This window comes from Halorientalis regularis, from assembly GCF_023698535.1.
Taxonomy (GTDB): Archaea; Halobacteriota; Halobacteria; order Halobacteriales; family Haloarculaceae; genus Halorientalis; species Halorientalis regularis.
Genome location: NZ_JALJCL010000017.1, coordinates 58,462 through 81,253, shown reverse-complemented (window position 1 = coordinate 81,253; position 22,792 = coordinate 58,462). Strand labels below are relative to the sequence as shown.

Genomic DNA, 22,792 nt, shown 5'->3' with positions numbered 1-22,792 from the left:
TGCGCGCGGAGCGCGCACCACTCGTCGCAAAAATTTAGTATAAAAACATTCCGGACGCGAGCCACTGGCTCGCGTCCGGCGAACCGCGCTCGCTCTGCGAGCGCGGATGCTGGTGGTTCCGCACCGCAACGACGCACTGGCCGCCGGTCCGCCACAGGCCAACAACCGCCGCGGTCACAAAGTAAGTGCTTACTCAGTAGTTTTATTGCGGATGACACCATACGTTCGCGTATGACCACTCATCAAGCGGCGTTCGACGGCAGACTCGACGGAGCGGCGGGCGAGGCCGTCGCGCGGACGGCCGGAGTCGTCTCGCTCGCGGTGCTGGCGGTCGGACTCGGCGGGCTGGCGCTGGGAATCGACTGGGCTTGGATCGCCTTCCCGGTGGGGTACGGCGGCGTTCTCCCGCTGGCGGTGAGCCGAGCCAAGTCGCGGGCCGACACCACCGGCACCGCCGGCACCGCCGACGACGTGGCCGACGACGAGGACCAGGCGCTGGCGGCGCTTCGGCGACGCTACGCCGAGGGCGAGGTCGACGACGTGGCGTTCGAGCGCCGCCTCGAACGGTTGCTGGAGACGGAGGACGACTGATGGCCGTTCTCGACCGGCTTCGGCGCTGGCTGGCATCGCTGGTCGGCCCGGCGCGGCGCGCGGACGGCGGTCGGAAGGGGAATCGCGTCGTCACGGAGAAAGTGCAGGCCGACCGCGACGGCGAGTTCGTCGTCTTCCAGATCGGCATGCGGATCAACCGGTTCTGGAAGGTCCACCGCTGGCTCCCCGTCGCGCTTGTTGCCCCACGGATGGTCCGGGAACTGCAGTCCGACCCCGACTCCGGCCTGCTGGGGAGCCGAACCGTCGTCGGCCCCGGCCTCCGGAACATCGGTTTCGTCCAGTACTGGGAATCCTTCGAGGCCCTTCGCGAGTACGCCCACGACACAGAGCGACGCCACCGGCCAGCGTGGGTCGACTACTACCAGGACGGAACCGCCGACGACAGCGCGGTCGGCATCTGGCACGAGACGTACGTCGTCGGCGAGGACGATCACGAGTCGGTGTACAACAACGTCCCGCCCCACGGGCTCGGTGCGGCCGAGGGGACCGATCTCGTCCCGGCGACCGGCGACCGCGAGACCGCGGCCGACCGGCTCGGGCGGGCCGAGGCGACCGACGCGGGCGACGACTGAGCTACTGCCAGTCCGCGGGCGGGTCGACGCTCTCGGCGAGGACGGTCCGCTCGACGTAGTCGAACAGCCGCTCCCGGACCATCGCGTCCACGTCGTCCATTTCCAGGGCCATAACTGCGCCCGCGGTGCCGTCGGTGGTCATCAGCAGGTACGCCGCCGTCGCCTCGGGGTCGACCGGACGGAAGACGCCGGCGTCGATCCCTTCCTGGACGACGCCCGCCAGGTCGTTCAGCACCGCCCGCTCGTAGTCGACCAGTCGGTCGTGGAACCGCTCGTTGTGGGGCGCGTGGGCGAGCAACTCCATCATCGCGACGTTGATTCCCCGGTCCAGGTCGTCGTCGGTGTCCCCCAGGAGCAGGTCACAGGCGGCGTACAGCCGTGTCACGGGGTCTTCGTCGTCGAGGGCCGCGAGCCGGCGGGAGAGTCGCTCGACGGCCCACTCCAGGAACGCGACCACGAGGTCCTCTTTGGTGTCGTAGTGATAGAACAGGAACGCCTCGCTCTTGTCGGACTGGGCCGCGACGCGTTTGGTCGTCAGCCCGGCGTAGCCGTGTTCGGCCAGCGCGCGCAACACCGACTGGACGACCTCTTCACGGGCCGGTTCGGGCACGTCTTCGCCGTCCGCGCCGGACTCCTCGCTCATGTCCCCGACTCCGTGACCGGCCCATGTCAACCCACCGGGACCGTCACAGCGACCGGCCGGGTTCCCCGACATCACCGTGTACCACACAGAGCGTGACACGGGTCGCCCGACCGCAGACCCGGACCACGAGCGGGGCCCGTCGAGTGCGGTCTCAGCCGCCGGCGAACAGCCGGAGCCAGCCGCGAAAGCAGTCGTCGCCACAGTAGACGTGGCGCTGTCGGGCGTCACTGGCCCTGTCGAGGACGGTCGCAATCAGGTGCCACTCGTCGTCGAAGACGTGCCCGCCACAGCTGGGACAGTCGCGCACGGTCTCGCTGTCGGGGTCCCGGCCGATCGAGACGGCCTCGACGTAGTAGCGACCGCCGACGTGGTGGGGCGTTGCCAGCCGCATCACTCCCGCTTGGGGCCGCAGGCGGATGAACCCGGCGCGGCGGCGGGCCCCGGGTCCCGGACCGAAGGTCGATATCCGTCCGGCCCGTACGGCGGCCATGGACCGCAGACAGGTCAAGGAGTCCTGGGAGGCGCTCTCGGAGACGTACGCACGGACGCGACCGACCGACGGCAACGACGTGGCGCTCCTCGACGAACTGGTCGAACGGCTCCCAGCGGACCCGCGGGTGCTGGACGTGGGCTGTGGCGACGGCCAGCGGACGCTCGCGAACCTCGACGGAACCGACCGCGTCGGACTCGATTTCGCCCGGGCGGGGCTGGACCTGGCGGCGCGAAACGTCCCCGTGGCTCGCCTCGTGCAGGGCGACATGACCCGGCTCCCCCTCCAGGCGGGCAGCGTCGACGCGATCACCGCCTACCACGCCGTCTTCCACGTCCCGCAGGCCAACCACCCCGACGTGTACCGGGAGTTCGCGCGCGTCCTCCGTCCCGGCGGACTCGTCCTCACGACCGTCGGCGGGTCGCGCTACGAGACGGTTCGACGCGGCTGGCTTGGGAGCGACGAACGGATGTTCTTCAGCACGCCCGGCCGCGACCGCACCCGCGAGCAACTCCGGGCGGCCGGGTTCGACGTTCGCTGGGAACGCCACGTCGACGACCCACTCGGGAGTGCCGCCCTCTTTCTTCTCGCGGAACTGCGGGCCTGAGCGCGGATCGGTCGGCGGCAGTCGGCCAGCCTACCTTTTTCAGTCGACGGGCCGGACGGGTCGGTATGCCCGGCCACACGTTCCTCCGTGGCGACCGGCTGATCCTCCGGACGGTCACGCCCGACGACCGCGAGTTCCTGCTCGAACACGGCAACGACCCCGCGGTTCGAGCGGGCGCACCCACGCCCACACCAGTCCACGAGGACGACCTCGCCGCCTTCCTCGACGACGACGCGGCCGTCCAGTTCCTCCCCTGCCTGGACGGGACACCGGTAGGGTTCGTCTTCCTGTTCGACGTCGAACCCCACCGGGACCACGCCGAACTCGGCTGCTGGATCGCGCCCGACCAGCAGGGCGAGGGCTACGCCACCGAGGCGACCGAACTCTGTCTCGACCACGCCTTCGCTGATCGGGGCCTCCACAAGGTGCTGGCCCGCGTGTTCGAGCACAACGACGCCTCGATGGCCGTCCTCGACAAGCTCGGCTTCCAGCAGGAGGGGCGGCTCCGCGAACAGGATTACATCCGCGGGGCGTACCGGGACACACTCCTGTTCGGTCTGCTGGCCGCGGAGTTCGAGCGGTGAGCGGGGGACCACTGACATTTTGACGGTGCCGTCCCTCTCGTCGGCATGGATCAGCGCGTCTACGACCACGCGGAGACGCTGGTGGACTGGAGCGCACGCATCGAGGCCGGCGACGACGTGGTCCTTCGGGTCGCGGAGGGAGCCCACGACCTCGCGGTCGCCGTCGCCGAGAAACTGGGTGAGCGCGGCGCGAACTGCCTGACCGTGTACAGTTCCGACGAGGTGCGCCGGGCGTACCTTCGCGCACACGACGGCGACTTCGACGACGATCCGGCCTACGAACTCGACATGTACGAACAGGCCGACAGCGTCCTCTCGCTGGGCGGCGGGCGCAACACCACGGCGCTGGCGGACGTGCCCAGCGAACGCCGACAGGCCGCGGCCCGCGCCCGCGAAGGGATCCGGGAGGCCCGTCTCGGCACCGACTGGGTCTCTACTGTGCACCCCACCCGCTCGCTCGCACAGCAGGCCGGCATGGCCCACGAGGAGTACCGGGACTTCGTCTACGACGCCGTCCTCCGGGACTGGGAGTCACTGGCCGCGGAGATGGGCCAGCTGAAGGACCTGCTCGACGACGGGCGCGAGGTCCGGATCGTCGGCGAGGGGACCGACCTCACCATGTCAGTCGAGAACCGGATCGCGGTCAACTCCGCGGCCTCGGTGGCCTACGACTCGCACAACCTGCCCAGCGGCGAGGTCTTCACCGCGCCCGTCGTCGAGTCCGTCGAGGGCGAGGTCCTGTTCGACGTGCCCATGACCATCTCGGACCGCCGGGTTCGGGACGTGACGCTGACCTTCGAGGACGGCGAGGTCGTCGACTTCTCGGCCGCCCAGGGCGAGTCCGCCATCGCCGAGACGCTGGAGACCGACGCCGGCGCGAAGCGCCTGGGCGAACTCGGGATCGGCATGAACCGTGGTATCGACCGCCCCACCGACACGATCCTCTTCGACGAGAAGATGGGCGGTACCGTCCACATGGCGCTGGGTCGGGCCTACGCCTCGAACTTCCCGGAGGGTCACGCCGAGGAACGCAACGAGTCGGCGGTCCACGTCGACCTGATCCGCCGGATGGACGGGGGGTCCCGGCTAGAGATCGACGGCGACGTAGTGCAGGCGGCTGGCGTATTCCGCTGGGAAGACGGATTCGAGGCGTAGTCTCGGACTCCTTCTTCCACCGCTCGACTATCGAATCGAAAAATTCGGGTGTGAGACTTTTTACCGTACCTGTCGAATTTCGGTGTGATGGTCGCGGGAGCCGTACTGAAAGTGGCGCTACTGGGAAGCGGCATCGTCGCCGTCCTCGCCGCCTACGGGCTGTGGTTGTGGAGCCGGTCCCAGCGGACGCAGGTGGTGCTGGCGGACACGGCGACCGCGGCGTGGGAAGAGACCGCACCACCGTCCGCGCAGTTGACGGTCGAGGTAGACACGGAGCTCGCGGTGTCGGCCGACCCGGAGAAGTTGCAGGGCCTGTTCGAGGCGCTGTTCGAGAACGCTGTCGAGCACGGCTCGACAGGCAACCAGAACTCGCAGAGTTCTGGTGACGTTGCCGGGGAAGCCTCGGCAAGCCATCGGACGCAGTCCGATGACGCCGTGGAACACGGTTCCACGAGCAGTCGGCCATCGGCCGACGACGCGACCGAGTACGGCGGCCGAGACGTGACCGTCCGGCTCGTTCGGACTCGCGACGGGTTCGCCGTCGAGGACGACGGGCCGGGCATCCCCGAGGACGAACGCGAGCGGGTCTTCGAACTGGGCTACAGCACCCGCAGCGACCGCCAGGGACTGGGTCTCGGCGTGGTCCGGACGCTCTGTCACACCTACGACTGGGGGGTCGAGATCGAAGAGAGCGAGGACGGCGGGGCCCGGATCGTCGTCTCCGACGTTCGCTTCTACGCCACCTGGGAGACCGACGGCGACGAGACCGTGGCGAGGGCGGATGCGAGCGCCTGAGCCGGGTCAGACTTTTTCAGTCGCGCACGACGATTCGTGGGTATGCAGGCCGATCCAGCGCGGTTCGTCGAGGGGATCGTCCACGAACCGACCCAGACCGAGGACGGCGACCTCGACCTCACGGTGTCCGAGGTGTACGAGGTGACCACTCCCGGCCGAGTCGACTTCGGCGGCGGCGAACTCGACCCCGCCGAGACCGAGCCCCATCCCAGTCGGAAACGCGACGCCGACGACGACTACGAGTGGTGGCACCTCGACGCCGGCCAGTACCTGCTCGAATACAACGAGTCCGTGGCCGACGACGCGCCGGCGGACCGCCGACTCGTCGTCCAGACGCGCGACGAACTGCTGGCCCGCGGAGCCGTCCACCCGACGCTCCGGGTCGAAGAACTGGACCGTGTGCCGCTGTCGATCGGCGGTACCGGACTCCGGTTGAAGGAGAACGCGCGCGTGTCGACGGTCGTCGGTCTCGACTAGCGCCACCAGTCACTGCGGCGGTCCTCGTAGGAGGCGTCGCGGAACGGCGGCGCGAGGTCGGACTCGTCGGCAGCACCGAAGGCGTCGCCGAGCCAGCGACCGACGTGCCAGCCGACCGCGTCGGGTGCCAGTCCCGTCAGGTAGATCTCGGCGCGGGTGTACCGTTCGCTCGCGCCGTCGCCGTCCGGATCGATCCCGGTGAGCTGGCGACAGGAGCCCCGCGACCGGTCGATCGCTTCACAGGGGAGTTCGTTGGGGAAAGCGATCACCACGTCCGCGGCCGCGCGGTCGTCGACCCGGCGGAAGGAGACGTTGGCCGGGACCGTGCCGGCCGCGCCGTCGGCGTAGTAGTCCAGCGCGTGGCCCATCTGCTCGCGGACCTGCGCGCGGTCCTCGGCCGAGACGTTGCCGGCGTCCAGGTAGACCGCCAGCTCGGGGTCGCGCCAGGGGACGGGCCGCTCGGTCGCGTCCGGCCGGGGTTCGGTCGCGAGCGTACTTTTGGCCATCATCACGTCGGCCGGCCGGTCGTCGTGGCCCTGCCCGAGAATGTGACCGAACTCGTGTTTGAGGACCTGTCGGGTCGACTCGCGGTCGAAGCCGCGCCTGACCCGCACCGTGACGGGCTTTGGCTGCTCCCGGAGGTCGTCGGCCAGCGGCGCACAGCCGGCGGCGTGTTCTTCGGTCCCACAGTCGGTCACTTCCGCGACGACGCGGACCACCACGTCCGGGTCGGCGGCGTCGGGTCGCAGGGTGAACTCGACGGGGTGGCCGAGGTACTGCTGGGCGTTGGCCTCCCAGAACGCGATGGCCGCGCGGGTGTCGGCCGTGTAGTTATCGGCGGAATCCCGGGGTCCCGCGTCCACGGCGACGACGAACTCGGTCTCGGACCACGGGTCCGTACCTGCCCCGAGCGTCTCACTGGGCAGCGAACACCCGGCCAGGACGACGGCGGCGAGGACGGCGCCGACGGCGACGGCTGACCTCATCTACCGGGTAGTCGGTGTCGACGGTCAAGACAATTGTGGGCGAGACGACTCGCGATGGCGGTCGCTCACGGGGTCGAGCGGCTGAGGGGAGTAAGCCCCCTTCTGTTCGATCCGGCATTCGGCTACGCGCCCGCGCCAGGTCGCCGAATCCGGCGGTGTCCGGGCTACCTGACGACGCGGGCTTGCACCGGAGAGGGTTCGCCGTTCCATCCGTTCTCCGCGGTCCGGTGGCGACGAAGTCGCCACGAACGAGCGAGCGGGCGAGGCCCGCTCGCCGTCTGGCTCACGGCTGCGCCGTTCGCCTTTCAGGAGGTCGAAGACCTCCCAACGCTCGGCGGGTCAACTCCCCCTCTCTTACGGTCGGGGTTCGCACGCCTCATCGCTCGCGCGGAGTGGTGTCGTTTCTGTTCCAGAGCCAGCGGTCTCCCGCTCCGGGCTTGCGCCCGGTCACCTGCCCGGACGGTGGGGGGACTTTCCTCATGCCCCTTGCGCGGTTGCGGTCCGGGGCACGGTGGCCGGACTCCCTCTGCCACCGAGACGTAGACGGCGCCCGGGATTAAGGCGTTCGGTCGATTCGGACCCCGGTCTAACCGGGAGTGCCAGAGGGACGATAATTTAGGAATCTTCAAGGAGCCGGTACCCATAACGAAGACAATGTCAGAGGCAGCGGTCGATCTCACGCAGACGGACGGCGTCCGAGCCGTGGAACTGGCCCGGGACGCCGTCGAGTCGTTCGTGGCGAACGGCACACGGGAACAACTCGGGAGCATGCGCGACGCCTTCTACCTTCGAACCGGGGCGTTCGTCCGACTGGAGAACACCCACGGCCGGGGCCGGCTGCGCGGCTGTGCCGGCAGTTACGATTGGAACGACCACCTCGGGGAGGCACTGGTCGACGCGGCCATCGACGCCGCCAGCGAGGACTCCTGTGGGTCGGGCGTCGACACCGCCGAACTCTCCTCGATCTCGGTCTCGGTGTGTATCGTCGGCAACGTCGTCCTGACCGACGACCCGCTCGCGGACATCGAACTCGGCCGCCACGGCGTCGCCGTCGAGCGCGGGGCCGAGAGCGGCTGGCTCTACCCCACAGTACCCATGGAGAACGGCTGGAGCGCCGCCGAGTACCTCGACCGAGCCTGCCGGACCACCGGCCTCGCGCCGGGTGCCTGGGAGGACGACGACACGATGGTCACCCTCTTCGAGGGCCGGGTCTTCCGCGAGCGCGAACCCGAAGGCTCGATTCAGGAAGTGGACTTCTGACGCGGACGTTCCCGCTAACTGGGAACGCCCACCAGGGTTAGCCCGCTGGCTACCCACGTTCGAGATGGAGGGATCGACTATGACAGTCCGAGACGTTGCGACCACGGGGATCGAGACGGCGGGTCCGGACGCGACGGCGGAAGCCCTGGCCCTGCGCATGGAGGAAGTCGGCGTCGGGAGTATCGTCGTCGAGACGGAGATGGAGCCGATCGGCATCGTCACCGACCGCGACCTGGCGGTAGAGGTACTGGCGGCGGGCCATTCCCCCGACGAGGTGACGGCGGCCGACATCATGACCGAGACGCCGGTGACCGTCGAGGCCGAGGAGGGCATCCTGACCGCGACGAACGCGATGGCCGAACACGCCGTACGACGGCTCCCAGTCGTCGACGACGGCAAACTGGTCGGCATCGTCACGATGGACGACCTGGTGGTCCTGCTCGTCGCCGAACTCGGGAACCTCGGCCGCGTCGTCGAGGCCGAATCGCCCACCTACTGAGCGCCGAGCCCCACCCGCTCGGCGTCTTCGAGCGCCCGGTCCGCCGCGGCATCGATATCGAACTCCCGGACGATCTCGCCGTCCGCGAGCAACGGTTCCAGCAACGGTTCCCCGTCGTCGGGCCCCTCGCGGTCGGCCAGTCCGATGTGGTGCCCGCCGTCGTCGGTCCGGTAGACCTGCTTCGTCCCGGAGAGTTTGCCCCGCTTGGCCGCGGGTTCGCCGTCGACTTCCACGATGTCCAGCGCGAAGTCGACCGGGTCGGCGTTGCTGACGTAGCTGCCGACGCCGAACCCGTCGGCCACGTCCCGGAGTTCGCGGATCGTCTCGGGCGTGATCCCACCGCTGGCGAAGATGTCCACGTCCTCGTGACCGCGGGCGTCCAGTTCCCACCGGACCTCCCGGAGGATGTGCCGGAAGTTCCCCCGCCGGGAGCCGGTGGTGTCGATCCGCACGCCGTCGAGGTCCGGAATGGTCTCGGCGGCCCGGACCGCTTCGTCGGTCTCGTCGCTGTAGGTGTCACAGAGCGCGATCCGCGGGACCTCGGGCGCGACCCCCTCGTCGAACGCCCGCCAGGCGTCCTCCTGATTGCCCTTGCCGAACGAGATCATCAGGGCGTGGGGCATCGTGCCGCCTGCCTCGCGGTCGATCACGTCGCCCCCGGCCACGTTGGAGAGGCCGTCCATCCCGCCGATCAGGGCGCTGCGCTCGATCATCGCCGCGATCGAGGGGTGGACGTGTCGAGTCCCGAAGCTGAGGACCTTGGAGTCCGGTGCGGCCCGCTTGGCGCGCACGGCGCTCGTCGCAGCTGCCGAGGCGTGGGAGAGAAATCCCAGCAGCGCGGTCTCGTAGACCGCGAAGTCCCGGTAGGGACCCTCGATCCGGCAGACAGGCCCGCCGTCGAACAGCTGGCCCTCCCGGAGCGCGTAGGCGTCGACGGGCAGGCCTTCGAGCAGGTGAGCGGCGTCTTTGACGCCAGCCAGCGCCTCGGACTCGCCGGTCGGGAACTGATCGGCGGTGACCTCGGCGACGACGTGTGGATTGCGGCCGGCGTGGTCCAGCGCCTCCACCGTCCGGTGGAAGTAGGCGTCGGTCGCGCGGCCCTCGGCGATGGCCTCGGGCGCGACGATGTCGAACGAACTCATTGGCGGCGATACCGTCGCCCGGACGAAAAACCTACTCGTCGCCGCCGATGGCCGAGAGCGCGCCGACGGTCGGTCCGTTGACGATCCGGACGCGCCGCCCGTCCCTGGTCACGCGGAAGGCGTCGTCGAACGGGTCCGAGTCAGGTAGGACGTACACGTTCTGCGCCGACCGCTGGCTCGCCCGCGAGCCGAGGATCGCCCGGTAGGCCCGGACGAACTCCCGGGCATCGGCGGTGGTGTCCCACCGACTCGCCCAGACGTACCCGCCGCGGCCGCCGTTGCGGTAGGGGACGATCCGGTCGCCCGCCCAGCCCGCCGAGTAGCGGCTCTCGTAGTCGTAGACCGCGCGCCCCTGCACGTCGACGGCCCCGTTGGCCCACAGCATCGCGTAGATCGCCGCCTCGCCCGCCCGGTCACCCGGCGGGTCGCGGTCGTACCGGTTCCACTCGTCGGTCGAGCGGTCGGCGACGGTCACCGACACGGGTTCCGCGTCGGGATACGCCTCGGGGTGAATCACCTGCTCCGTACTCGTCGGGAACTGCTCGTAGAGGGCGTCGACGGCCGCCCAGCCGCCCCGGTCACGGATCGCCTCCACGAACCCCGGCCCGGTCGCGTAGGGGGCGTAGATCGTCAGGAACAGCCCGACGTTGAGGTCGCTGTTGCCGCCACCGCCGCCCCCCTGGCGGGCCGGGCGGTCGATGCAGTCCCACGCCCTGCCACAGCGGTCGGCGTACATCGTCTGGAGGTTGTTGGCCTCGCCCTCGATCACGCTCAACTGCGCCCGGCGGGCGTCCTGGGTCTCGGTGGCGACGCCCAGCGAGAGTTGCTGGTGCTGGAGCGCGTGGACGAGTTCGTGGACCAGCGTCGAGCGGTCGACGGTCGGCGTGGCCGAGTCGCTGACGAGGACGATCTCGCCGCTGCGGGACGAGTAAAAGCCCTGCACGGAGGCGTCGAGTGCCTGACCACGGTCGTCGGCGGTGGAACTGTTCTCCCCGACCAGCAGGAGTGCCTCGTAGACCTGGTCGTCGAAGCGGTCACGGCCGCCGCCACCGCCGTAGCGCTCGCTGTACGCCTCTCGGGAGATCACGTCGACGGGCACCGGTTCCCGGAACTCCTTGCCCCGCAGGTGTTCGATGCGGGCCATCGCACGGGCGACGACGGCCGCGCGCTCGCGCTCGTTCAGCCCGTCGCCGGTCGAGACGCGGATCGGGTCGTCGTACCAGTGGCCCGCCTCCCAGCCGATCCGGTCGAAGACCGGGTCCGGCCGGCCCTCGCCGTCGACGGGCGCGTTACAGCCCGCCAGCGCGACGAGTGCGAGCAGAGCCAGCGCGGCCGCGACGGTCCGTCTCACGGCTGGTGGACAGCGTCGAGGTCCGCGACCGTCGGCGCGTTCACGACGGTTATCGTTTCGTTCTCGCGAGTCACCCGGAAGGCGTCGCCGAAGCTGTCGTCCTCGGGAATGGTCCAGACGTTCTCGTGACCATCGGCGGGACTGCCACCCCAGTACCGGAGGAGCCGTCGGTAGCCGTCGGCGAACTCCCGGGCGTCGGTCGACGAGTTCCAGGTCAGCCGCCAGACGTAGGCCGTCTGGTTCCGGCCGGCGTCGCCGTTCTCGTAGACGTGGAGCCGGTCACCCGCCCACCCGTCGGTCATCGGGAGGTCGTAGTTCAGCGGGTCCGAGCGGTCGTTCCGGTTGACGACCTGCTCCGGGGTGACCAGCGCCGGTCCCGACGAATCGTACAGCGTGTACGCGAACATCGCGCTCAGCGCGGACTGGCCCAGCCGGCCGTAGTCGGCGCGTTCGCTCCCGGCCACCGGCGACGCCGGCCGGACCCGCGTCCAGCCGTCGGTCGCGGTGTCGGACAGCGAGACCGTCGCGGGTGAGTCCCGCGGCGGCGTGTACTTGTCCGGATAGATCGCCTGCTCGGCGCTCTCGGGCGGGTCGTCGAACGCGGCGTCGACGGCGTCCCAGCCGCCCTGCTCGCGGAGGTGGCCGATCAGCCCCGGCCCGTCGCTGTACGGGAAGAAGTTCAGCAGGTAGATCCCGAAGTGGATGTCCGACGGCGGGGTACTGGTCGCGGAGACACAGTCCCAGCCGTCGCCACAGCGGCCCTCGTAGGCCAGCCCGACCGTCCGGGCCTCGCCCTCGATCAGCGCCGACTGCCCGTTGTTCTCGTCGCGGGTCTCGCCGGTGATCGCAGAGAGGTTGTGATACTGGTCCTGCATCGCGTGGACGAGTTCGTGGCCGAGGGTGCGCTCGTTCCGGAGTTGGGGCTGACCGCTATCCGAGACCAGCTTGATCGTGTCGTTGCGGGGATCGAAGTACCCCAGCACGTTCTCGCCCTGGTTGTCGAGCTGGGCCTGGATCGAGGACCGATCCTCACCGACGAAGAACATCGCCTCGAACTTCGCGTTGTCGACGGTCCGGAGCGACTCGGTGAGTTCCGGCATGCTCTCCGATTTGAACTCGGACCGGGAGATGATCTCGACGGGGACCGACTCGCGGAACTCCCGATCCCGGACGACTTCGACACGGGCCATCGACCGCGCGACGACGGCGTCGAGTTCGCTCTCGTTCAGGCCGTCGCTGTTCGTCACCGACAGCGACTCGTTGGCCCAGTAGCCGGCTTCCCAGCCGATCCGGTCGGTCGGGGGATCGTCGAGCGCCGTCCGGTCGTCGGGGACGGTCGTGTCGGTCCCAGTTCCGGCGTCGTTCGATCCGTCGGTTTCGGCGGTCGCTTCGGCGGCCCCGCCGGCGGTCGGCGTGGTGGCGGTGGTCCCGGGCGCGTCGGTTCCAGTGGCCGGCACCCCGCTACAGCCGGCGAGGACGAGGAGGGCGGCGAGTATCAGTCCGTGCGCGGCACGCATGCCCGGACCCTGGACCCGGCGGGGGAAAAGTTGACCGACCGGGGAAAGCGGTTTTTCCGGGCCAGCCGTACGCCCGCACATGGACTTCGACACCGATGCGACGGCAGTGGTGGTGGTGGACATGCAGAACGGTTTCTGTCACCCCGACGGAAGCCTCTACGCGCCCGAGAGCGAGGCCGTGATCGACACCATCGGCGACCTGATCGAGCGGGCCCACGATGCCGGCGTCCAGGTGATCTACACCCGGGACGTGCACCCGCCCGAGCAGTTCGAGGACGCCCACTACTACGACGAGTTCGAGCAGTGGGGCGAACACGTCCTCGAAGACTCCTGGGAGGCCGAAATCGTCGCGGAACTGGACGTTCGACCCGAGGATCACGTCGTCGAGAAACACACCTACGACGCCTTCCACGAGACGGAACTCGACGGCTGGCTCTCCGCGCGTGGGATCGACGACCTGCTCTTCTGCGGGACGCTGGCCAACGTCTGTGTCCTGCACACCGCGGGCAGTGCCGGACTCCGGGACTACCGGCCGGTGCTGGTCGAAGATGCCATCGGATACATCGAGGAAGCACACCACGAGTACGCGCTCGACCACGCCGACTGGCTGTTCGGCGAGGTCACGACCCGAGAGTCGGTGGCCTTCGACTAGTCGATCCGGAAGACGCCCTGGCCCGAGGCGACGGTGAGCGGCGTGCCCTGCGAATCACGGCTCTCGACCGTTGCTTCCGCGACCGCGGAGCCCCCCCTGGTGTCGACGACGTTGGCGGTGGCTTCCAGATCGTGGGCCGCGTCGTCGAGGAAGTTGACGGTGGTACTCAGCAGGTCGACCCGGTCGTTGACGGGATCGGGCATCGTCGTACGGATCGCCAGTTCCGTGGTCTGTTCGACCAGCGTCGTCACGATGCCGTCGTGGATCTTCGGTGGATCGGCCTCCTTGTCGGTGAACCGCTCGTCGAACGGAATCGTCAGATTCGCCTCACCGTACTCGATGTCGCCCATCTGCACGCCCAGCCAGGAGAGATACCCGTTCTCCCGTTCGACTGACATCCGGAGCATCACCGGTGCGCCTTCCGGAAGGTCGTTGGCCATGTGTGCAATACGTGTACACCCACCCATCTTTTACTCACCGGTTCTTTCGACCTATGAACTCACCCCACGGCGCTGTCGGAGTCACGCGAGCGAGACCGACACGTCGTCCCCGACCGCGAACCCGTGGCCGGGGCAGACGAGTTTCACGCCCAGCGACTCGCGACCGCAAAACAGCGAGAGTCCCGTAATCGGCTCGCCCCCCGTCGCTTCGCTCGCGCCGACAGCCACCTGCACGGTCACCTCGTTCCACGAGACCGTCCGTCCGTCGCTCGTGCCGACTCGCTGGCCGAGGAACGTGACCGGTCCCGCCGACCCGTCGAGGACGCCACCACCGTCGTAGTGGGGCAGGCCGCCGTCCAGCACGCACTCGGTCCCCGCGACGGTCGCGGCCACGCCCGCGACGGTCCCCGATTTCGGGTGTGTCGGGGCGTCCAGCACGGCGTAGGTCTCGCCAGTCTCGACGACGGTCCCGGTCCCGTCCCAGCGGACCGGACCCACGTCGACGCCCAGGTCGAGCGGGAGCGACCCCGACGCCCGATAGTGGTTGGCGTCGTGTGAGCGAAACCCCAGGTGGACGTGGTCGTCGACCCAGGGAGCGAAAAATCCCGAGCGGATCAGCCGTCCGAGCGAATCGCCGACTGCGACCCGGTCGCCGGCCGCGACGGCGGGATCGACGTGGAGGACGCGGGCGACGTAGTCGCCCGTGTCCACGAGGATCAGGTGGTCCTGCTCGACGGCGTAGGGTTTCGGTGGCGCGTCGACGGTCCGGGTGTCGAGTACCTCGCCGGCGACCGGCGACGGGGCCGGGCCGCCGTCCGTCGGGTCCCGGTCGTCCTCGCCGCCGATCGCCACCTCGGGGTAGAGGTCGACGGCCGCGCCCGCGTCGTGGGCGGCATATGGAGAGTTGTACAGGGAAAATCGGGGGTACCGATCCAGCAGAGCGGCGTCGAGTGTGACGGCCATTGGCGGAGGAACGGCCGGGCGGAACGTCAACCCGTCGGGAACGAGCCGTCAGGTCCTTATTCGGTGGTCCCCCTCTCTGAGACATGCGAGTTGTCCGGGGACGGGGCGAGGACGCCGAGGCCGACCGGGCAGTCACCCAGTTTCTGATCGAGCACGCGGGCACCGCCGACGAGCCCGCCGTCCGGGTCTGGCGACCCCACCGACAGGTCGCGTTCGGCCCCCGGGACACCAACAGCGAGGGCTACGAGGCCGCCGTCGCCGCCGCCCGCGAGCGGGAGTTCCCCACCACCGAGCGCCGCGTCGGCGGCCGGCCGGTGGCTTACACCGGTGACACCATCGCCTTCGCGCGGATCGAACCCATCGAGGACGAGCGCCAGGGGATCGACGAGCGGTACGCGGCCGTTCGCGTCGACGTGCGCGACGCGCTCCGCGAGATCGGCGTCGGCGCCGAGCGCGGCGAACCCGAGGACGCCTTCTGTCCGGGGAGTTACTCGCTACAGGCCGCCGGCGGCAAGCTCTGTGGCATCGCCCAGCGGGTGACCGGCGACGCCGCGCTGGTCGCCGGCATCGTCGTCGTCGACGGCCACGACGAGATCGGGGCGGTCCTCGATCCAGTCTACGACGCGCTGGAGGTGCCCTTCGACCCCGACACCGTCGGCAGCATCGAGCGGGCCGGCGGCGAGGTCGACCCCGTCGCGATCATCATGCGCATCGAGGACGCGCTGGTGGGCGATCACCTCGGCAGCGTCGAGTGGGTCGACGACCTGCCGACCGTGGAGTGGGTTGGGGAGTGAGTCGAGGCCGGGTGAGCCGTCCGCGAGTTTTAGGACCCACCCGCCCCGATGGTGGGTATGCTCATTCGGAACGCGACGCTCCCGGACGGTCGGGAGCGCGACGTACTCGTCGAGGGGGAGACCATCGCAGCCGTCGGCGAGGACCTGCCGATGCCCGATTCGGCCGACGAACGGTTCGTGGACGCCAGCGGCAAGCGACTGCTGCCGGGGATGGTCGACGCCCACGTCCACTTCCGGGAGCCCGGCTTCTCCCACAAGGAGACCTGGGAGACCGGCAGCCGCTCCGCGGCGGCGGGCGGAGTGACCTGCGTCGTCGACCAGCCCAACACCGACCCGCCGACCATCGACGGGGCCTCTTTCGACGAGAAGGCCGAGCGGGCGAGCGAAGGCTCGCTCGTCGACTTCGGCATCAACGGCGGCGTCACCGAGCAGTGGGTGCCAAGCGCCCTGCTCCAGCGACCCATGTTCGCGCTCGGGGAGGTCTTCCTCGCGGACTCGACGGGCGAGATGGGCATCGACGTGGAACTGTTCGCCAGCGCGGTCAAGACCGCCGCCCGGCAGGACGCCGTGATCACCGTCCACGCCGAGGACGCCACGGAGTTCGAGCCCGGCGCGAAGGAACGCGACGACGCCGACGCCTGGAGCGCCTACCGCACCGCCCGCGCCGAGGCCGCCGCCGTCCGGGCCGCCGCCGAGGTCGGCGACCGCTTCGACGCCGACCTCCACGTCGCCCACACCTCCACGCCGGAGGGCATCGACGTGGCCAAGGAACACGACATGACCTGCGAGGTCACGCCCCACCACGTGTTCCTCTCCCGCCGGGACCTGAACGAACTGGACACGTTCGGCCGGATGAACCCGCCGCTGCGCCGGGAACGCCTCCGGAGCAAAGTGTGGGAGCGCGTCGTCGACGGCACCGTCGACATCGTCGCCACCGACCACGCGCCCCACACCCGCGAGGAGAAAGACGCCAGCATCTGGGACGCCCCCTCCGGCGTCCCCGGCGTCGAGACCGCCCTCCCGCTCCTGCTGGAAGCCGCCCGCAACGACGAGATCTCCTACGAGCGCGTCCGGGACCTCACGGCCGCGAACGTCGCCGACGTGTTCGGCCTCCCGACGAAAGGCCGGATCGCGGAGGGGATGGACGCGGATCTGGTCCTCGTCGACCCGTCGGACAGCCGCGAGATCCGCGGCGAAGCCCTCCACTCCAAGTGTGAGTGGACGCCGTTCGAGGGGAAACGGGGGGTGTTCCCCGAACTCACGCTGGTTCGTGGCGAGGTCGTCTACGAGCGGTTCGGGCCGGAGTCGGCCCTCGAGGCCGCGGACGCTGGCGAGACGGCCGACGAACGGTTCGGCGACGCGGTCGGCGTCAACGTCCGTTCCATCGAGCGGTCGGTCGAACCGGGCACGACGGCGGCCGACGCCGACGGGAGGAGCGACAGCAGTGCCGACGGGACCGGCAGCGACGACGGTGGTACCACCCAGGGCTGACCGAGGTCACCAGGCACCCTCCCGCGCCCGCACCAGCCGCGACTCCGGGATCGGTCGGACGATGCCGTAGACGAACCGGTACCCCACCAGCGCGACGCCACCACCGAGCAACGCCGCCCGCGCGACCGAACCGAGAGATGCCAGGTTCAGACCGACCGAGACGATACCCAGCAGAACGACCACGCCCAGCAGGGCGGCGTACGCCGTGAGTTCCTGCCCCTGACTCCCGAACCCGTCGCGGTCGGACTGGTACATGATCCACCCCGTCCCCGCGAGCGTGACCGCGACGACCGGGAGCACCCACGGCTGGAAGGCCCCGAGAAGCGGCACCGCGAGGACGAGCGCCGCCGCGCCGCTAACGTAGTCCAGCAGAACGATCTTGAGCCGTTCGTTCACAGAAATCGGTTCGAAGCAGAGATACACAGTGCTTTCGGTCCAGAAGTGAAACGGACAGCCACCGATGTCGGACTGTGCTGTCCACTTCCCTCAGTCAGAGAGGAGCGCAGTCGAACGGTCGTCTGGTGGTCGTGGGTTCAGTATCCGCGCGCCTCCGGCGCGCGGTTCCCTCGTCGCGGAGCAGCGCTCCGCGACGAGCAGTTTTTTGCCCACGTTTTTGCGAGCGGGGTGCGCGGAGCGCACCCCCCAAACTAAAAAGATGGTTAGTCGTCAGCTTCGGCTGTGGTACTGTTGCCGTCGCCCTCACCGCCGTCCAGTTCGCCGCCGCAGTGGGGGCACTGGTCGTGGCGGAGGGCGGCGGAGTGTTCCCGCACGTCCCGCATGACCTCGGAGATGCGGTCCTCGGCTTCGAGTTCCTCCTCGACGGAGAGTTCGACGCCCTCGACCTCCAGCAGGAACTTCGCGACCTCGGTGGCCTCGTACATCACGTCGTCGAGTTCCTCGGCGGTGAAGAAGTCACACATCGCGCCGTAGAGGAAGGTCGCGCCGGCCTTGCGGACCTTCTCCTCGAAGGCGGCGCGGGCCTGGTTGACCGCCTGGGGCGTGTAGGTGTCGGTCATGAACGGGACCAGTTCCGGCAGGTTCTCGCCGATCTTGGTCATCTCGACGCCGGTCTCGGTCCGGAAGTCCGCACAGAGCCGGGCGATGGCCCACTCGCGGGCGGTGATGTAGGTCCGGTCCCGGAGGAACTCGTTGGCCCGGTCGTAGGTGCCGCCCTCGATCTTCTTGAAGCGATCGTACTTCTGCACGTCATCAGGCACGGACGGTTGCGGGGAGGTACCCGCGGACTCGTCCTCGTCGGGCACGGACGGGTGGGCGGACTGGTTCGCCGGCGCGTCGGCGGCGTCGCCGTCTTCGGCTGGGGTCCCGTCGACGGCCGCGTCTGTGGACTGGTCCTCCGGCGGGGACTCCCGGGCGTCGTGGTCGTCGCCGGGCGCATCGTCGGCGTCGGACACGGGAGAATCGGGCATAGCAGGTGTCCGTGCCCCGGGCGAAAAAGCGTATCGGCGGCGTCGGTCGTGCGTCAGACATACACGGTTTCGGCCGTCCGAACCGCACAACTGGGTTGAGGGTTTTTCACCCGTCGGTGCGAGGACACGGGTATGAAAGTGTTGCTGGGCATCGGCGGCAGCGACGGATCGTTCGAGGCGCTCGCCGACACGGTCACGCGGGCCGAGGAGGCCGGTGACGAGGTGACCGTCGCCATCGTCGACCGCGACGACATCGCCCTCACACCCGACGAGATCGAGACCGAAGTCCGCGAGCAACTGGCCGAGACCGGAATGGATCCCGAAATCAGACAGCTCTCGGGCCACCCGGGCAGCCGGCTGGTCGAGGTCGCCGAGCAGGAACAGTTCGACCGTCTGGTCGTCGCCGGTGGCGAGCGGAGCCCGCTCGGGAAGATCAACTTCGACGAGACGCTCGAATTCGTCCTGTTGAACGCCGAAACGACGGTGACCCTCGTCAGATGACTCGGGAGTATCCCGACGAACCCGCCGGTGAGTTCCCGAGCCCGCCCGACACCGTCACCGACGGCGAGGGCCGCAAGCTCCGGTACCGCACCGGCAGCGACGACGACACCGAAGCGCTGGTCGAGATGTACCTCGACTTCGAGGCCGAGGACCGTGCCCAGGGGATCCCCCCGGTCCGTGAGGAGCCGATCCGCGACTGGCTCGACGTGTTGCTCTCCGACGACTGCCTGAACGTCGTGGCGCTGCACGACGACGGCCCGGTCGGCCACGCGACGCTCGTCCGCGACGAGGACGGGAGCTACGAACTGGCGATCTTCGTCGTCCGACCCTATCAGGGCGCAGGTATCGGCACCGAACTGCTCGAACACCTGCTCGGGTACGCACAGGACGAGGGCGTCGAACGCGTCTGGCTCACCGTCGAACGCTGGAACGACCCCGCCATCGCGGTCTACAAGAAGGTCGGCTTCGACATGATCAGCACCGAGAGTTTCGAGCTGGAGATGGCGATCCGCCTAAAATAGGTCCACGTCGTCCGGATCGGGTTCCTCGTCGGATTCGTCGAGCCACGGCGGCGTCCCGTTGGGATCGGTCGCGGCCTCGGTCGTCGACGCCCGTTCCCCATCGAGTCCGGGATCTATCGGGTCGTCGGTCTCGGCCTCGGGTTCCGCCGGTTCGGGCTCGGGCGGTTCCAGCGTGGACTCGTCGGGGTCCTGTCCCTTCCCGTCCGTGATCGGTTCCGCCTCGGCGGTCTGTGAGCCGGTCAGCGGGACGCTGGGATCGACGGTGATCTCGCCGTCGACGATGATCCCCTCCTCGACGGTCCCCCAGTGGCGCTGGACGTACTCGTGGAAGTTCCCGTGTTCGCGGGGCGTGTAGTTGTAGACGAGGTCCTCGAACGGCGAGGCCTCCACGTACGTCGGGAACCAGCCCTCGTAATCCTCGAAGTACGTTAGCGCCTCCGAGTACCCCTTCCCGGACTTGCCGGGCGTGGCCTCCTCCCGGACCCAGTCGATCTGCTGCCGGTTGAGCCCGAACTCGGCCAGCGTCTCCGGGGAGACCCGCGGGGTTCGGAAGAAGTTGATCGTCGAACACTGGTCGATGATCGTGCGGCGTTCGTTCTCCTGGCCCACGTCCCGGTCTGCGGACTGCTGGATGAACTCCCGTGGCGACTGGCTGATGAACCACAGTGCGGCGTCGTACCGGGCCCACTCCCGGGCGGCCTTCTGGAGCCAGCGGGTCATCTCCTCGGAGTGGAACAGGACGTGGGCCTCGTCGATCATGAAGACGAGTTTGCCACGAGTCCGCTTGGCCTTCTGTGCGACCTGCCCGAGCATGAGCTGGAGCATGATCGACTTCTCGGCGTCGCTGGCGTCCCGGAGTTGCTGGAGGTCCAGATAGGCCATGTCCACGTCGGGGTTCATGATCCCCGCGCCGGTTTCGAGGTGGTGGTACTTCCCGCCCTCCTTGAACCCCGAGAGCTTGTCCAGCAGGTCGCTGACCCGCTCGACTTTCTGCTCGATCTCGGCGGCGTGTTCGGTGTGGGTGTAGGACTCGGGGTTCTCCAGCATGTCCCCCAGCGTGTCGATGAAGTCCTCGATGGTCGGGCTCTCGCGGGCGTGGCTGTCCAGATCGTCCTGGTAGATGCCCGCGCGGTTGTAGGTGCCCTCCAGCCCTTCCTCGATGGTGGCGACGTAGTTGCCGGGATCGATCCCCTGTGAACGGAGGATGCCGGCGAAAAACTGCGTGGCCTCCTCGATCTTCATGCGGTAGGGGTCGACGCGGCCGCCGGCGGACTCCCGGACGTGGTCGGGCAACGGCTGGATGTCCAGCGGGTTGATCGTCTGAGTCCCGTCGACGACGATGTGCTCGCCGCCCAGCAGTTTCGTGATCCCGTCGAACCCGCTCTGGGTGTCACAGAGGATCAGCGTGTGGTCCTCGCTCTGGAGGTACCACCGCGCCGCGGCCTTCGTCGAGGCGTAGGTCTTCCCACTCCGGGACTTCCCGATGGTGAGGATGTGTGGCGCGCTCTCCCGCTCGAAGGGGTCGGCCTTGAGCATCGCGCCGTTCTGCTTGTTGCGCCCCCAGTCCATCCCGGTCGGTTCGCGCACGTCGGTGCCACAGAAGGGGAAGGTCGCGCCGATGGCCCCGCCGGGGACCGAGGTGGTCTTGTCGATCTTCGAGGCCTCGGTGAAGGCGTCACGGCCGGTCGGCGCGCCGGACTGGAACGCCTCCAGCTGGCGGCTGGCCGGAACGACGGTGAAACAGTCCGCGGGCGAGGATTCGAGCGTGTCGCGGATCATCTCGGCGTCGTCGTCGAGCACCGAGCGCTTGGCGAACTCGACGTCGTCGAACTCCTCGATAGCCGACTCGGCGCGTCTGAGCGCGGCCTCGGTGTCGGCTCTGACGGTGACGTAGCCCGCGAAGTCCCACGGCTGGGTCCGGGTCGTCCGCAGGAGTTCGCGGTACTTCACGTAAGCGTCCACGTCGCGGTCGACGTCCGCGGCCGACACGTCGGAACTCTCGCGGCGCTCGTGGCCCTCGGACTCGATGTCGGCGATGACCTGTTCGAGTTCCGCGATCTTCATGCGCTTGTCGCTGGCCCCGACGTGGAAGCACACGTCCACGTCGACGCCCCGGAGCGTGAACAGGTCGCGGAGGAACAATGACTGGGGCTCGACGGGCCACTCCGCGATCCAGAAGGTCCGGCAGAACTCGTCGCCCACCTCGACGTAGTCGCCGTGCACGTCGAGTTCGTCGGGCGCGAACAGTTCGTCCATGCGGGCCTGCTGGGCCTCTGACAGTTCCTCCTCCTCGATGGCCCGGATCAGGTTCTCGCTGGGCACGGCGTCCTGCCCGGTCCAGTACTCGCTGAGGAGTTCGATGTGTTCCCGGACCCCGATCCGGGCGGCGTTCAGGCCCGTGATACCGTCGATGGCCCCCTCGACTGTCGAGAGCCGATCCAGTAGCGTCGCGTACTGGCGCTTGTCGGCCGATTCGGGGTCGACGCTCGAAAGTGGGTTGAGCATGTCCCAGACGCTCACGTCGCCCGGGGACTGCACGTCGCCGGGCGTGACCTCGACGACGACGTAGTAGCGCCAGTCGTTGGCGGCCCACTGGGGTCGGTCGGTCTCGCGGTACCAGTCGGCCACGTCGTCCAGCAGTTCCCGTTTGTACATCGCGGTCTGGAAGTCCTCGTCGAGCCGGTCGGCGCTGCCCGCGCGCTGTTCGTACTGCCCGACGACGTCCTCGGCGTCGTACTCGCCGGTCGTCGCGAACAGCTTGACGTCGAAGTCCTTGATCTGCTCGTCGACGACGCTGGACAGCTGTGCCGCGAGCCCGTCGAGTTCGCGCTCCGACCCGAGCGCGGCGTTGGTCGGATCGACCCGGACCACCCCGACGTAGCGGCCGTCGTCCATCTTGGCGGTCCCCTCGGGCTGGAACCCGCGAACCCCGGGGATCGACCGGCCGACGACGTCCTCGTGCTCCCAGGGGAGCGTCCGCGAGCGCCAGAGCGACCGGAACCACGCCTCGACGCGCCCACGGGGCGAGGAGTACCAGTCGGTCGTGATTTTGGCCGCCGTCGCAACGAAGGTGAGGGCGCCGGCGGCGATCAGCGCGGGGAAAAAGAGGCTCCACGCGTCGGACATCAGCGCCATGAGCGCGACGAGCGCGAGACCGGCGGCTGGCAGGTACAGCAACAGGTCCGATGTCGTCAGTGGACCGATGATCTCGATCGACGTGTCGATGTAGGGCGGGATCAGCTGACTCGGGTCCCGCGTACTCCGCTGTTCGCGTCTCTCGTCGTTCGGTCGTGGCAGATCGTTCGACATCGGT

25 protein-coding genes and 1 other RNA gene are annotated in these 22,792 nt (G+C 69.0%); 14 read left to right on the top strand and 12 right to left on the bottom strand.

Going from position 1 to position 22,792, the window contains the following annotated elements; all coding sequences use genetic code 11:
* The first annotated feature begins 231 nt into the window (after positions 1-231).
* Together MU521_RS18830 and MU521_RS18825 are read left to right on the top strand one after the other, a co-directional pair.
* Positions 232-591, top strand: coding sequence for an SHOCT domain-containing protein (locus MU521_RS18830; RefSeq protein WP_092691015.1), 360 nt, complete (start codon positions 232-234; stop codon positions 589-591).
* Positions 591-1,184, top strand: coding sequence for a DUF4188 domain-containing protein (locus MU521_RS18825; RefSeq protein ID WP_092691013.1), 594 nt, complete (start codon positions 591-593; stop codon positions 1,182-1,184). Before MU521_RS18830 ends, MU521_RS18825 begins: the two co-directional genes overlap by 1 nt.
* Position 1,185: 1 nt before the next feature.
* Here the strand turns inward: MU521_RS18825 and MU521_RS18820 are convergent, their stop codons facing one another.
* Both MU521_RS18820 and MU521_RS18815 read right to left on the bottom strand, forming a co-directional pair.
* On the bottom strand, positions 1,186-1,827 hold the full coding sequence (locus tag MU521_RS18820; protein ID WP_092691010.1) for a TetR/AcrR family transcriptional regulator: 642 nt from the start codon (positions 1,825-1,827) through the stop codon (positions 1,186-1,188).
* A gap of 151 nt (positions 1,828-1,978) precedes the next feature.
* Complete coding sequence (locus MU521_RS18815) at positions 1,979-2,218, bottom strand: DUF7576 family protein (protein ID WP_092691007.1); 240 nt, start codon at positions 2,216-2,218, stop codon at positions 1,979-1,981.
* A 97-nt stretch (positions 2,219-2,315) separates the two neighbouring features.
* On the opposite strand from MU521_RS18815, the gene MU521_RS18810 reads away from it, so the two are divergent.
* The 5 genes from MU521_RS18810 (at position 2,316) to MU521_RS18790 (ending at position 5,935) form a co-directional block, all read left to right on the top strand.
* Entirely contained in the window at positions 2,316-2,924 is a 609-nt protein-coding gene (locus MU521_RS18810) for a class I SAM-dependent methyltransferase (RefSeq protein ID WP_092691005.1), read from the top strand.
* 65 nt (positions 2,925-2,989) lie between these two features.
* A complete protein-coding gene (locus MU521_RS18805; RefSeq protein WP_092691002.1) occupies positions 2,990-3,508 on the top strand; it encodes a GNAT family N-acetyltransferase in 519 nt (172 codons plus the stop codon).
* 45 nt (positions 3,509-3,553) lie between these two features.
* The gene (locus MU521_RS18800; RefSeq protein WP_092691000.1) at positions 3,554-4,663 is read left to right on the top strand and encodes an aminopeptidase; all 1,110 of its coding nucleotides are present in this window, start codon (positions 3,554-3,556) and stop codon (positions 4,661-4,663) included.
* Between the two features lie 87 nt (positions 4,664-4,750).
* Positions 4,751-5,458 (top strand): sensor histidine kinase, encoded by a 708-nt coding sequence (locus MU521_RS18795; RefSeq protein WP_092690997.1) that lies wholly within the window; start codon positions 4,751-4,753, stop codon positions 5,456-5,458.
* 42 nt (positions 5,459-5,500) lie between these two features.
* Entirely contained in the window at positions 5,501-5,935 is a 435-nt protein-coding gene (locus MU521_RS18790) for a dCTP deaminase/dUTPase family protein (RefSeq protein WP_092690995.1), read from the top strand.
* Here MU521_RS18790 and MU521_RS18785 read toward each other — a convergent pair.
* Positions 5,932-6,921, bottom strand: coding sequence for a hypothetical protein (locus MU521_RS18785; RefSeq protein ID WP_092690993.1), 990 nt, complete (start codon positions 6,919-6,921; stop codon positions 5,932-5,934). The genes MU521_RS18790 and MU521_RS18785 overlap by 4 nt on opposite strands.
* 79 nt (positions 6,922-7,000) lie before the next feature.
* Positions 7,001-7,452: RNase P RNA component (gene rnpB / locus MU521_RS18780), an RNA gene on the bottom strand.
* A gap of 123 nt (positions 7,453-7,575) precedes the next feature.
* Here rnpB and MU521_RS18775 point away from each other — a divergent pair.
* Together MU521_RS18775 and MU521_RS18770 are read left to right on the top strand one after the other, a co-directional pair.
* Positions 7,576-8,181, top strand: coding sequence for a TIGR00296 family protein (locus MU521_RS18775; RefSeq protein ID WP_092690990.1), 606 nt, complete (start codon positions 7,576-7,578; stop codon positions 8,179-8,181).
* 79 nt (positions 8,182-8,260) lie between these two features.
* On the top strand, positions 8,261-8,680 hold the full coding sequence (locus tag MU521_RS18770) for a CBS domain-containing protein (protein ID WP_092691413.1): 420 nt from the start codon (positions 8,261-8,263) through the stop codon (positions 8,678-8,680).
* On the opposite strand, the gene MU521_RS18765 is transcribed toward MU521_RS18770, so the two are convergent.
* Genes MU521_RS18765 through MU521_RS18755 form a run of 3 tightly spaced genes read right to left on the bottom strand, consistent with a single transcriptional unit; the run spans position 8,674 to position 12,690 of the window.
* Positions 8,674-9,822 carry a nicotinate phosphoribosyltransferase gene (locus MU521_RS18765; protein ID WP_092690988.1) on the bottom strand — a complete coding sequence of 383 codons (1,149 nt, stop codon included), beginning with the start codon at positions 9,820-9,822 and terminating at the stop codon, positions 8,674-8,676. The genes MU521_RS18770 and MU521_RS18765 overlap by 7 nt on opposite strands.
* Positions 9,823-9,853: 31 nt before the next feature.
* Positions 9,854-11,173: an Hvo_1808 family surface protein gene (locus MU521_RS18760; RefSeq protein ID WP_092690985.1), complete on the bottom strand. Its 1,320-nt coding sequence runs from the start codon at positions 11,171-11,173 to the stop codon at positions 9,854-9,856.
* Positions 11,170-12,690 (bottom strand): Hvo_1808 family surface protein, encoded by a 1,521-nt coding sequence (locus MU521_RS18755; RefSeq protein WP_092690982.1) that lies wholly within the window; start codon positions 12,688-12,690, stop codon positions 11,170-11,172. Before MU521_RS18755 ends, MU521_RS18760 begins: the two co-directional genes overlap by 4 nt.
* A gap of 79 nt (positions 12,691-12,769) precedes the next feature.
* On the opposite strand from MU521_RS18755, the gene MU521_RS18750 reads away from it, so the two are divergent.
* On the top strand, positions 12,770-13,342 hold the full coding sequence (locus MU521_RS18750; protein ID WP_092690980.1) for a cysteine hydrolase family protein: 573 nt from the start codon (positions 12,770-12,772) through the stop codon (positions 13,340-13,342).
* Here MU521_RS18750 and MU521_RS18745 read toward each other — a convergent pair.
* Both MU521_RS18745 and MU521_RS18740 read right to left on the bottom strand, forming a co-directional pair.
* On the bottom strand, positions 13,339-13,782 hold the full coding sequence (locus MU521_RS18745) for a PaaI family thioesterase (protein WP_092690977.1): 444 nt from the start codon (positions 13,780-13,782) through the stop codon (positions 13,339-13,341). The genes MU521_RS18750 and MU521_RS18745 overlap by 4 nt on opposite strands.
* A gap of 81 nt (positions 13,783-13,863) precedes the next feature.
* Positions 13,864-14,745 (bottom strand): DUF8155 domain-containing protein, encoded by an 882-nt coding sequence (locus MU521_RS18740; RefSeq protein ID WP_092690974.1) that lies wholly within the window; start codon positions 14,743-14,745, stop codon positions 13,864-13,866.
* Positions 14,746-14,828: 83 nt separating this feature from the next.
* Here MU521_RS18740 and MU521_RS18735 point away from each other — a divergent pair, with 83 nt between their 5' ends.
* Positions 14,829-15,539 carry a lipoyl protein ligase domain-containing protein gene (locus MU521_RS18735; RefSeq protein ID WP_092690971.1) on the top strand — a complete coding sequence of 237 codons (711 nt, stop codon included), beginning with the start codon at positions 14,829-14,831 and terminating at the stop codon, positions 15,537-15,539.
* A 57-nt stretch (positions 15,540-15,596) separates the two neighbouring features.
* Positions 15,597-17,030, top strand: coding sequence for a dihydroorotase (locus tag MU521_RS18730; RefSeq protein ID WP_092690968.1), 1,434 nt, complete (start codon positions 15,597-15,599; stop codon positions 17,028-17,030).
* 6 nt (positions 17,031-17,036) lie between these two features.
* Here the strand turns inward: MU521_RS18730 and MU521_RS18725 are convergent, their stop codons facing one another.
* A complete protein-coding gene (locus MU521_RS18725) occupies positions 17,037-17,426 on the bottom strand; it encodes a hypothetical protein (protein WP_092690966.1) in 390 nt (129 codons plus the stop codon).
* 263 nt (positions 17,427-17,689) lie between these two features.
* Positions 17,690-18,457 carry a DUF5806 family protein gene (locus MU521_RS18720; RefSeq protein WP_092690964.1) on the bottom strand — a complete coding sequence of 256 codons (768 nt, stop codon included), beginning with the start codon at positions 18,455-18,457 and terminating at the stop codon, positions 17,690-17,692.
* A 132-nt stretch (positions 18,458-18,589) separates the two neighbouring features.
* Here MU521_RS18720 and MU521_RS18715 point away from each other — a divergent pair, with 132 nt between their 5' ends.
* The gene (locus MU521_RS18715) at positions 18,590-18,958 is read left to right on the top strand and encodes a universal stress protein (RefSeq protein ID WP_092690961.1); all 369 of its coding nucleotides are present in this window, start codon (positions 18,590-18,592) and stop codon (positions 18,956-18,958) included.
* The gene (locus MU521_RS18710; protein ID WP_092690959.1) at positions 18,955-19,479 is read left to right on the top strand and encodes a GNAT family N-acetyltransferase; all 525 of its coding nucleotides are present in this window, start codon (positions 18,955-18,957) and stop codon (positions 19,477-19,479) included. Before MU521_RS18715 ends, MU521_RS18710 begins: the two co-directional genes overlap by 4 nt.
* Here MU521_RS18710 and MU521_RS18705 read toward each other — a convergent pair.
* Positions 19,471-22,788, bottom strand: coding sequence for a VirB4 family type IV secretion system protein (locus MU521_RS18705; RefSeq protein ID WP_092690956.1), 3,318 nt, complete (start codon positions 22,786-22,788; stop codon positions 19,471-19,473). The genes MU521_RS18710 and MU521_RS18705 overlap by 9 nt on opposite strands.
* Between the last annotated feature and the right edge of the window lie 4 nt (positions 22,789-22,792).

Bases quoted from the DNA above. Each gene is read 5' to 3' on its own strand.
- MU521_RS18830 (WP_092691015.1), top strand. From the start codon at position 232: ATGACCACTCATCAAGCGGCGTTCGACGGCAGACTCGACGGAGCGGCG.
- MU521_RS18825 (WP_092691013.1), top strand. From the start codon at position 591: ATGGCCGTTCTCGACCGGCTTCGGCGCTGGCTGGCATCGCTGGTCGGC.
- MU521_RS18820 (WP_092691010.1), bottom strand. From the start codon at position 1,827: ATGAGCGAGGAGTCCGGCGCGGACGGCGAAGACGTGCCCGAACCGGCC.
- MU521_RS18815 (WP_092691007.1), bottom strand. From the start codon at position 2,218: ATGCGGCTGGCAACGCCCCACCACGTCGGCGGTCGCTACTACGTCGAG.
- MU521_RS18810 (WP_092691005.1), top strand. From the start codon at position 2,316: ATGGACCGCAGACAGGTCAAGGAGTCCTGGGAGGCGCTCTCGGAGACG.
- MU521_RS18805 (WP_092691002.1), top strand. From the start codon at position 2,990: ATGCCCGGCCACACGTTCCTCCGTGGCGACCGGCTGATCCTCCGGACG.
- MU521_RS18800 (WP_092691000.1), top strand. From the start codon at position 3,554: ATGGATCAGCGCGTCTACGACCACGCGGAGACGCTGGTGGACTGGAGC.
- MU521_RS18795 (WP_092690997.1), top strand. From the start codon at position 4,751: ATGGTCGCGGGAGCCGTACTGAAAGTGGCGCTACTGGGAAGCGGCATC.
- MU521_RS18790 (WP_092690995.1), top strand. From the start codon at position 5,501: ATGCAGGCCGATCCAGCGCGGTTCGTCGAGGGGATCGTCCACGAACCG.
- MU521_RS18785 (WP_092690993.1), bottom strand. From the start codon at position 6,921: ATGAGGTCAGCCGTCGCCGTCGGCGCCGTCCTCGCCGCCGTCGTCCTG.
- MU521_RS18775 (WP_092690990.1), top strand. From the start codon at position 7,576: ATGTCAGAGGCAGCGGTCGATCTCACGCAGACGGACGGCGTCCGAGCC.
- MU521_RS18770 (WP_092691413.1), top strand. From the start codon at position 8,261: ATGACAGTCCGAGACGTTGCGACCACGGGGATCGAGACGGCGGGTCCG.
- MU521_RS18765 (WP_092690988.1), bottom strand. From the start codon at position 9,822: ATGAGTTCGTTCGACATCGTCGCGCCCGAGGCCATCGCCGAGGGCCGC.
- MU521_RS18755 (WP_092690982.1), bottom strand. From the start codon at position 12,690: ATGCGTGCCGCGCACGGACTGATACTCGCCGCCCTCCTCGTCCTCGCC.
- MU521_RS18750 (WP_092690980.1), top strand. From the start codon at position 12,770: ATGGACTTCGACACCGATGCGACGGCAGTGGTGGTGGTGGACATGCAG.
- MU521_RS18745 (WP_092690977.1), bottom strand. From the start codon at position 13,782: ATGGCCAACGACCTTCCGGAAGGCGCACCGGTGATGCTCCGGATGTCA.
- MU521_RS18740 (WP_092690974.1), bottom strand. From the start codon at position 14,745: ATGGCCGTCACACTCGACGCCGCTCTGCTGGATCGGTACCCCCGATTT.
- MU521_RS18735 (WP_092690971.1), top strand. From the start codon at position 14,829: ATGCGAGTTGTCCGGGGACGGGGCGAGGACGCCGAGGCCGACCGGGCA.
- MU521_RS18730 (WP_092690968.1), top strand. From the start codon at position 15,597: ATGCTCATTCGGAACGCGACGCTCCCGGACGGTCGGGAGCGCGACGTA.
- MU521_RS18720 (WP_092690964.1), bottom strand. From the start codon at position 18,457: ATGCCCGATTCTCCCGTGTCCGACGCCGACGATGCGCCCGGCGACGAC.
- MU521_RS18715 (WP_092690961.1), top strand. From the start codon at position 18,590: ATGAAAGTGTTGCTGGGCATCGGCGGCAGCGACGGATCGTTCGAGGCG.
- MU521_RS18710 (WP_092690959.1), top strand. From the start codon at position 18,955: ATGACTCGGGAGTATCCCGACGAACCCGCCGGTGAGTTCCCGAGCCCG.
- MU521_RS18705 (WP_092690956.1), bottom strand. From the start codon at position 22,788: ATGTCGAACGATCTGCCACGACCGAACGACGAGAGACGCGAACAGCGG.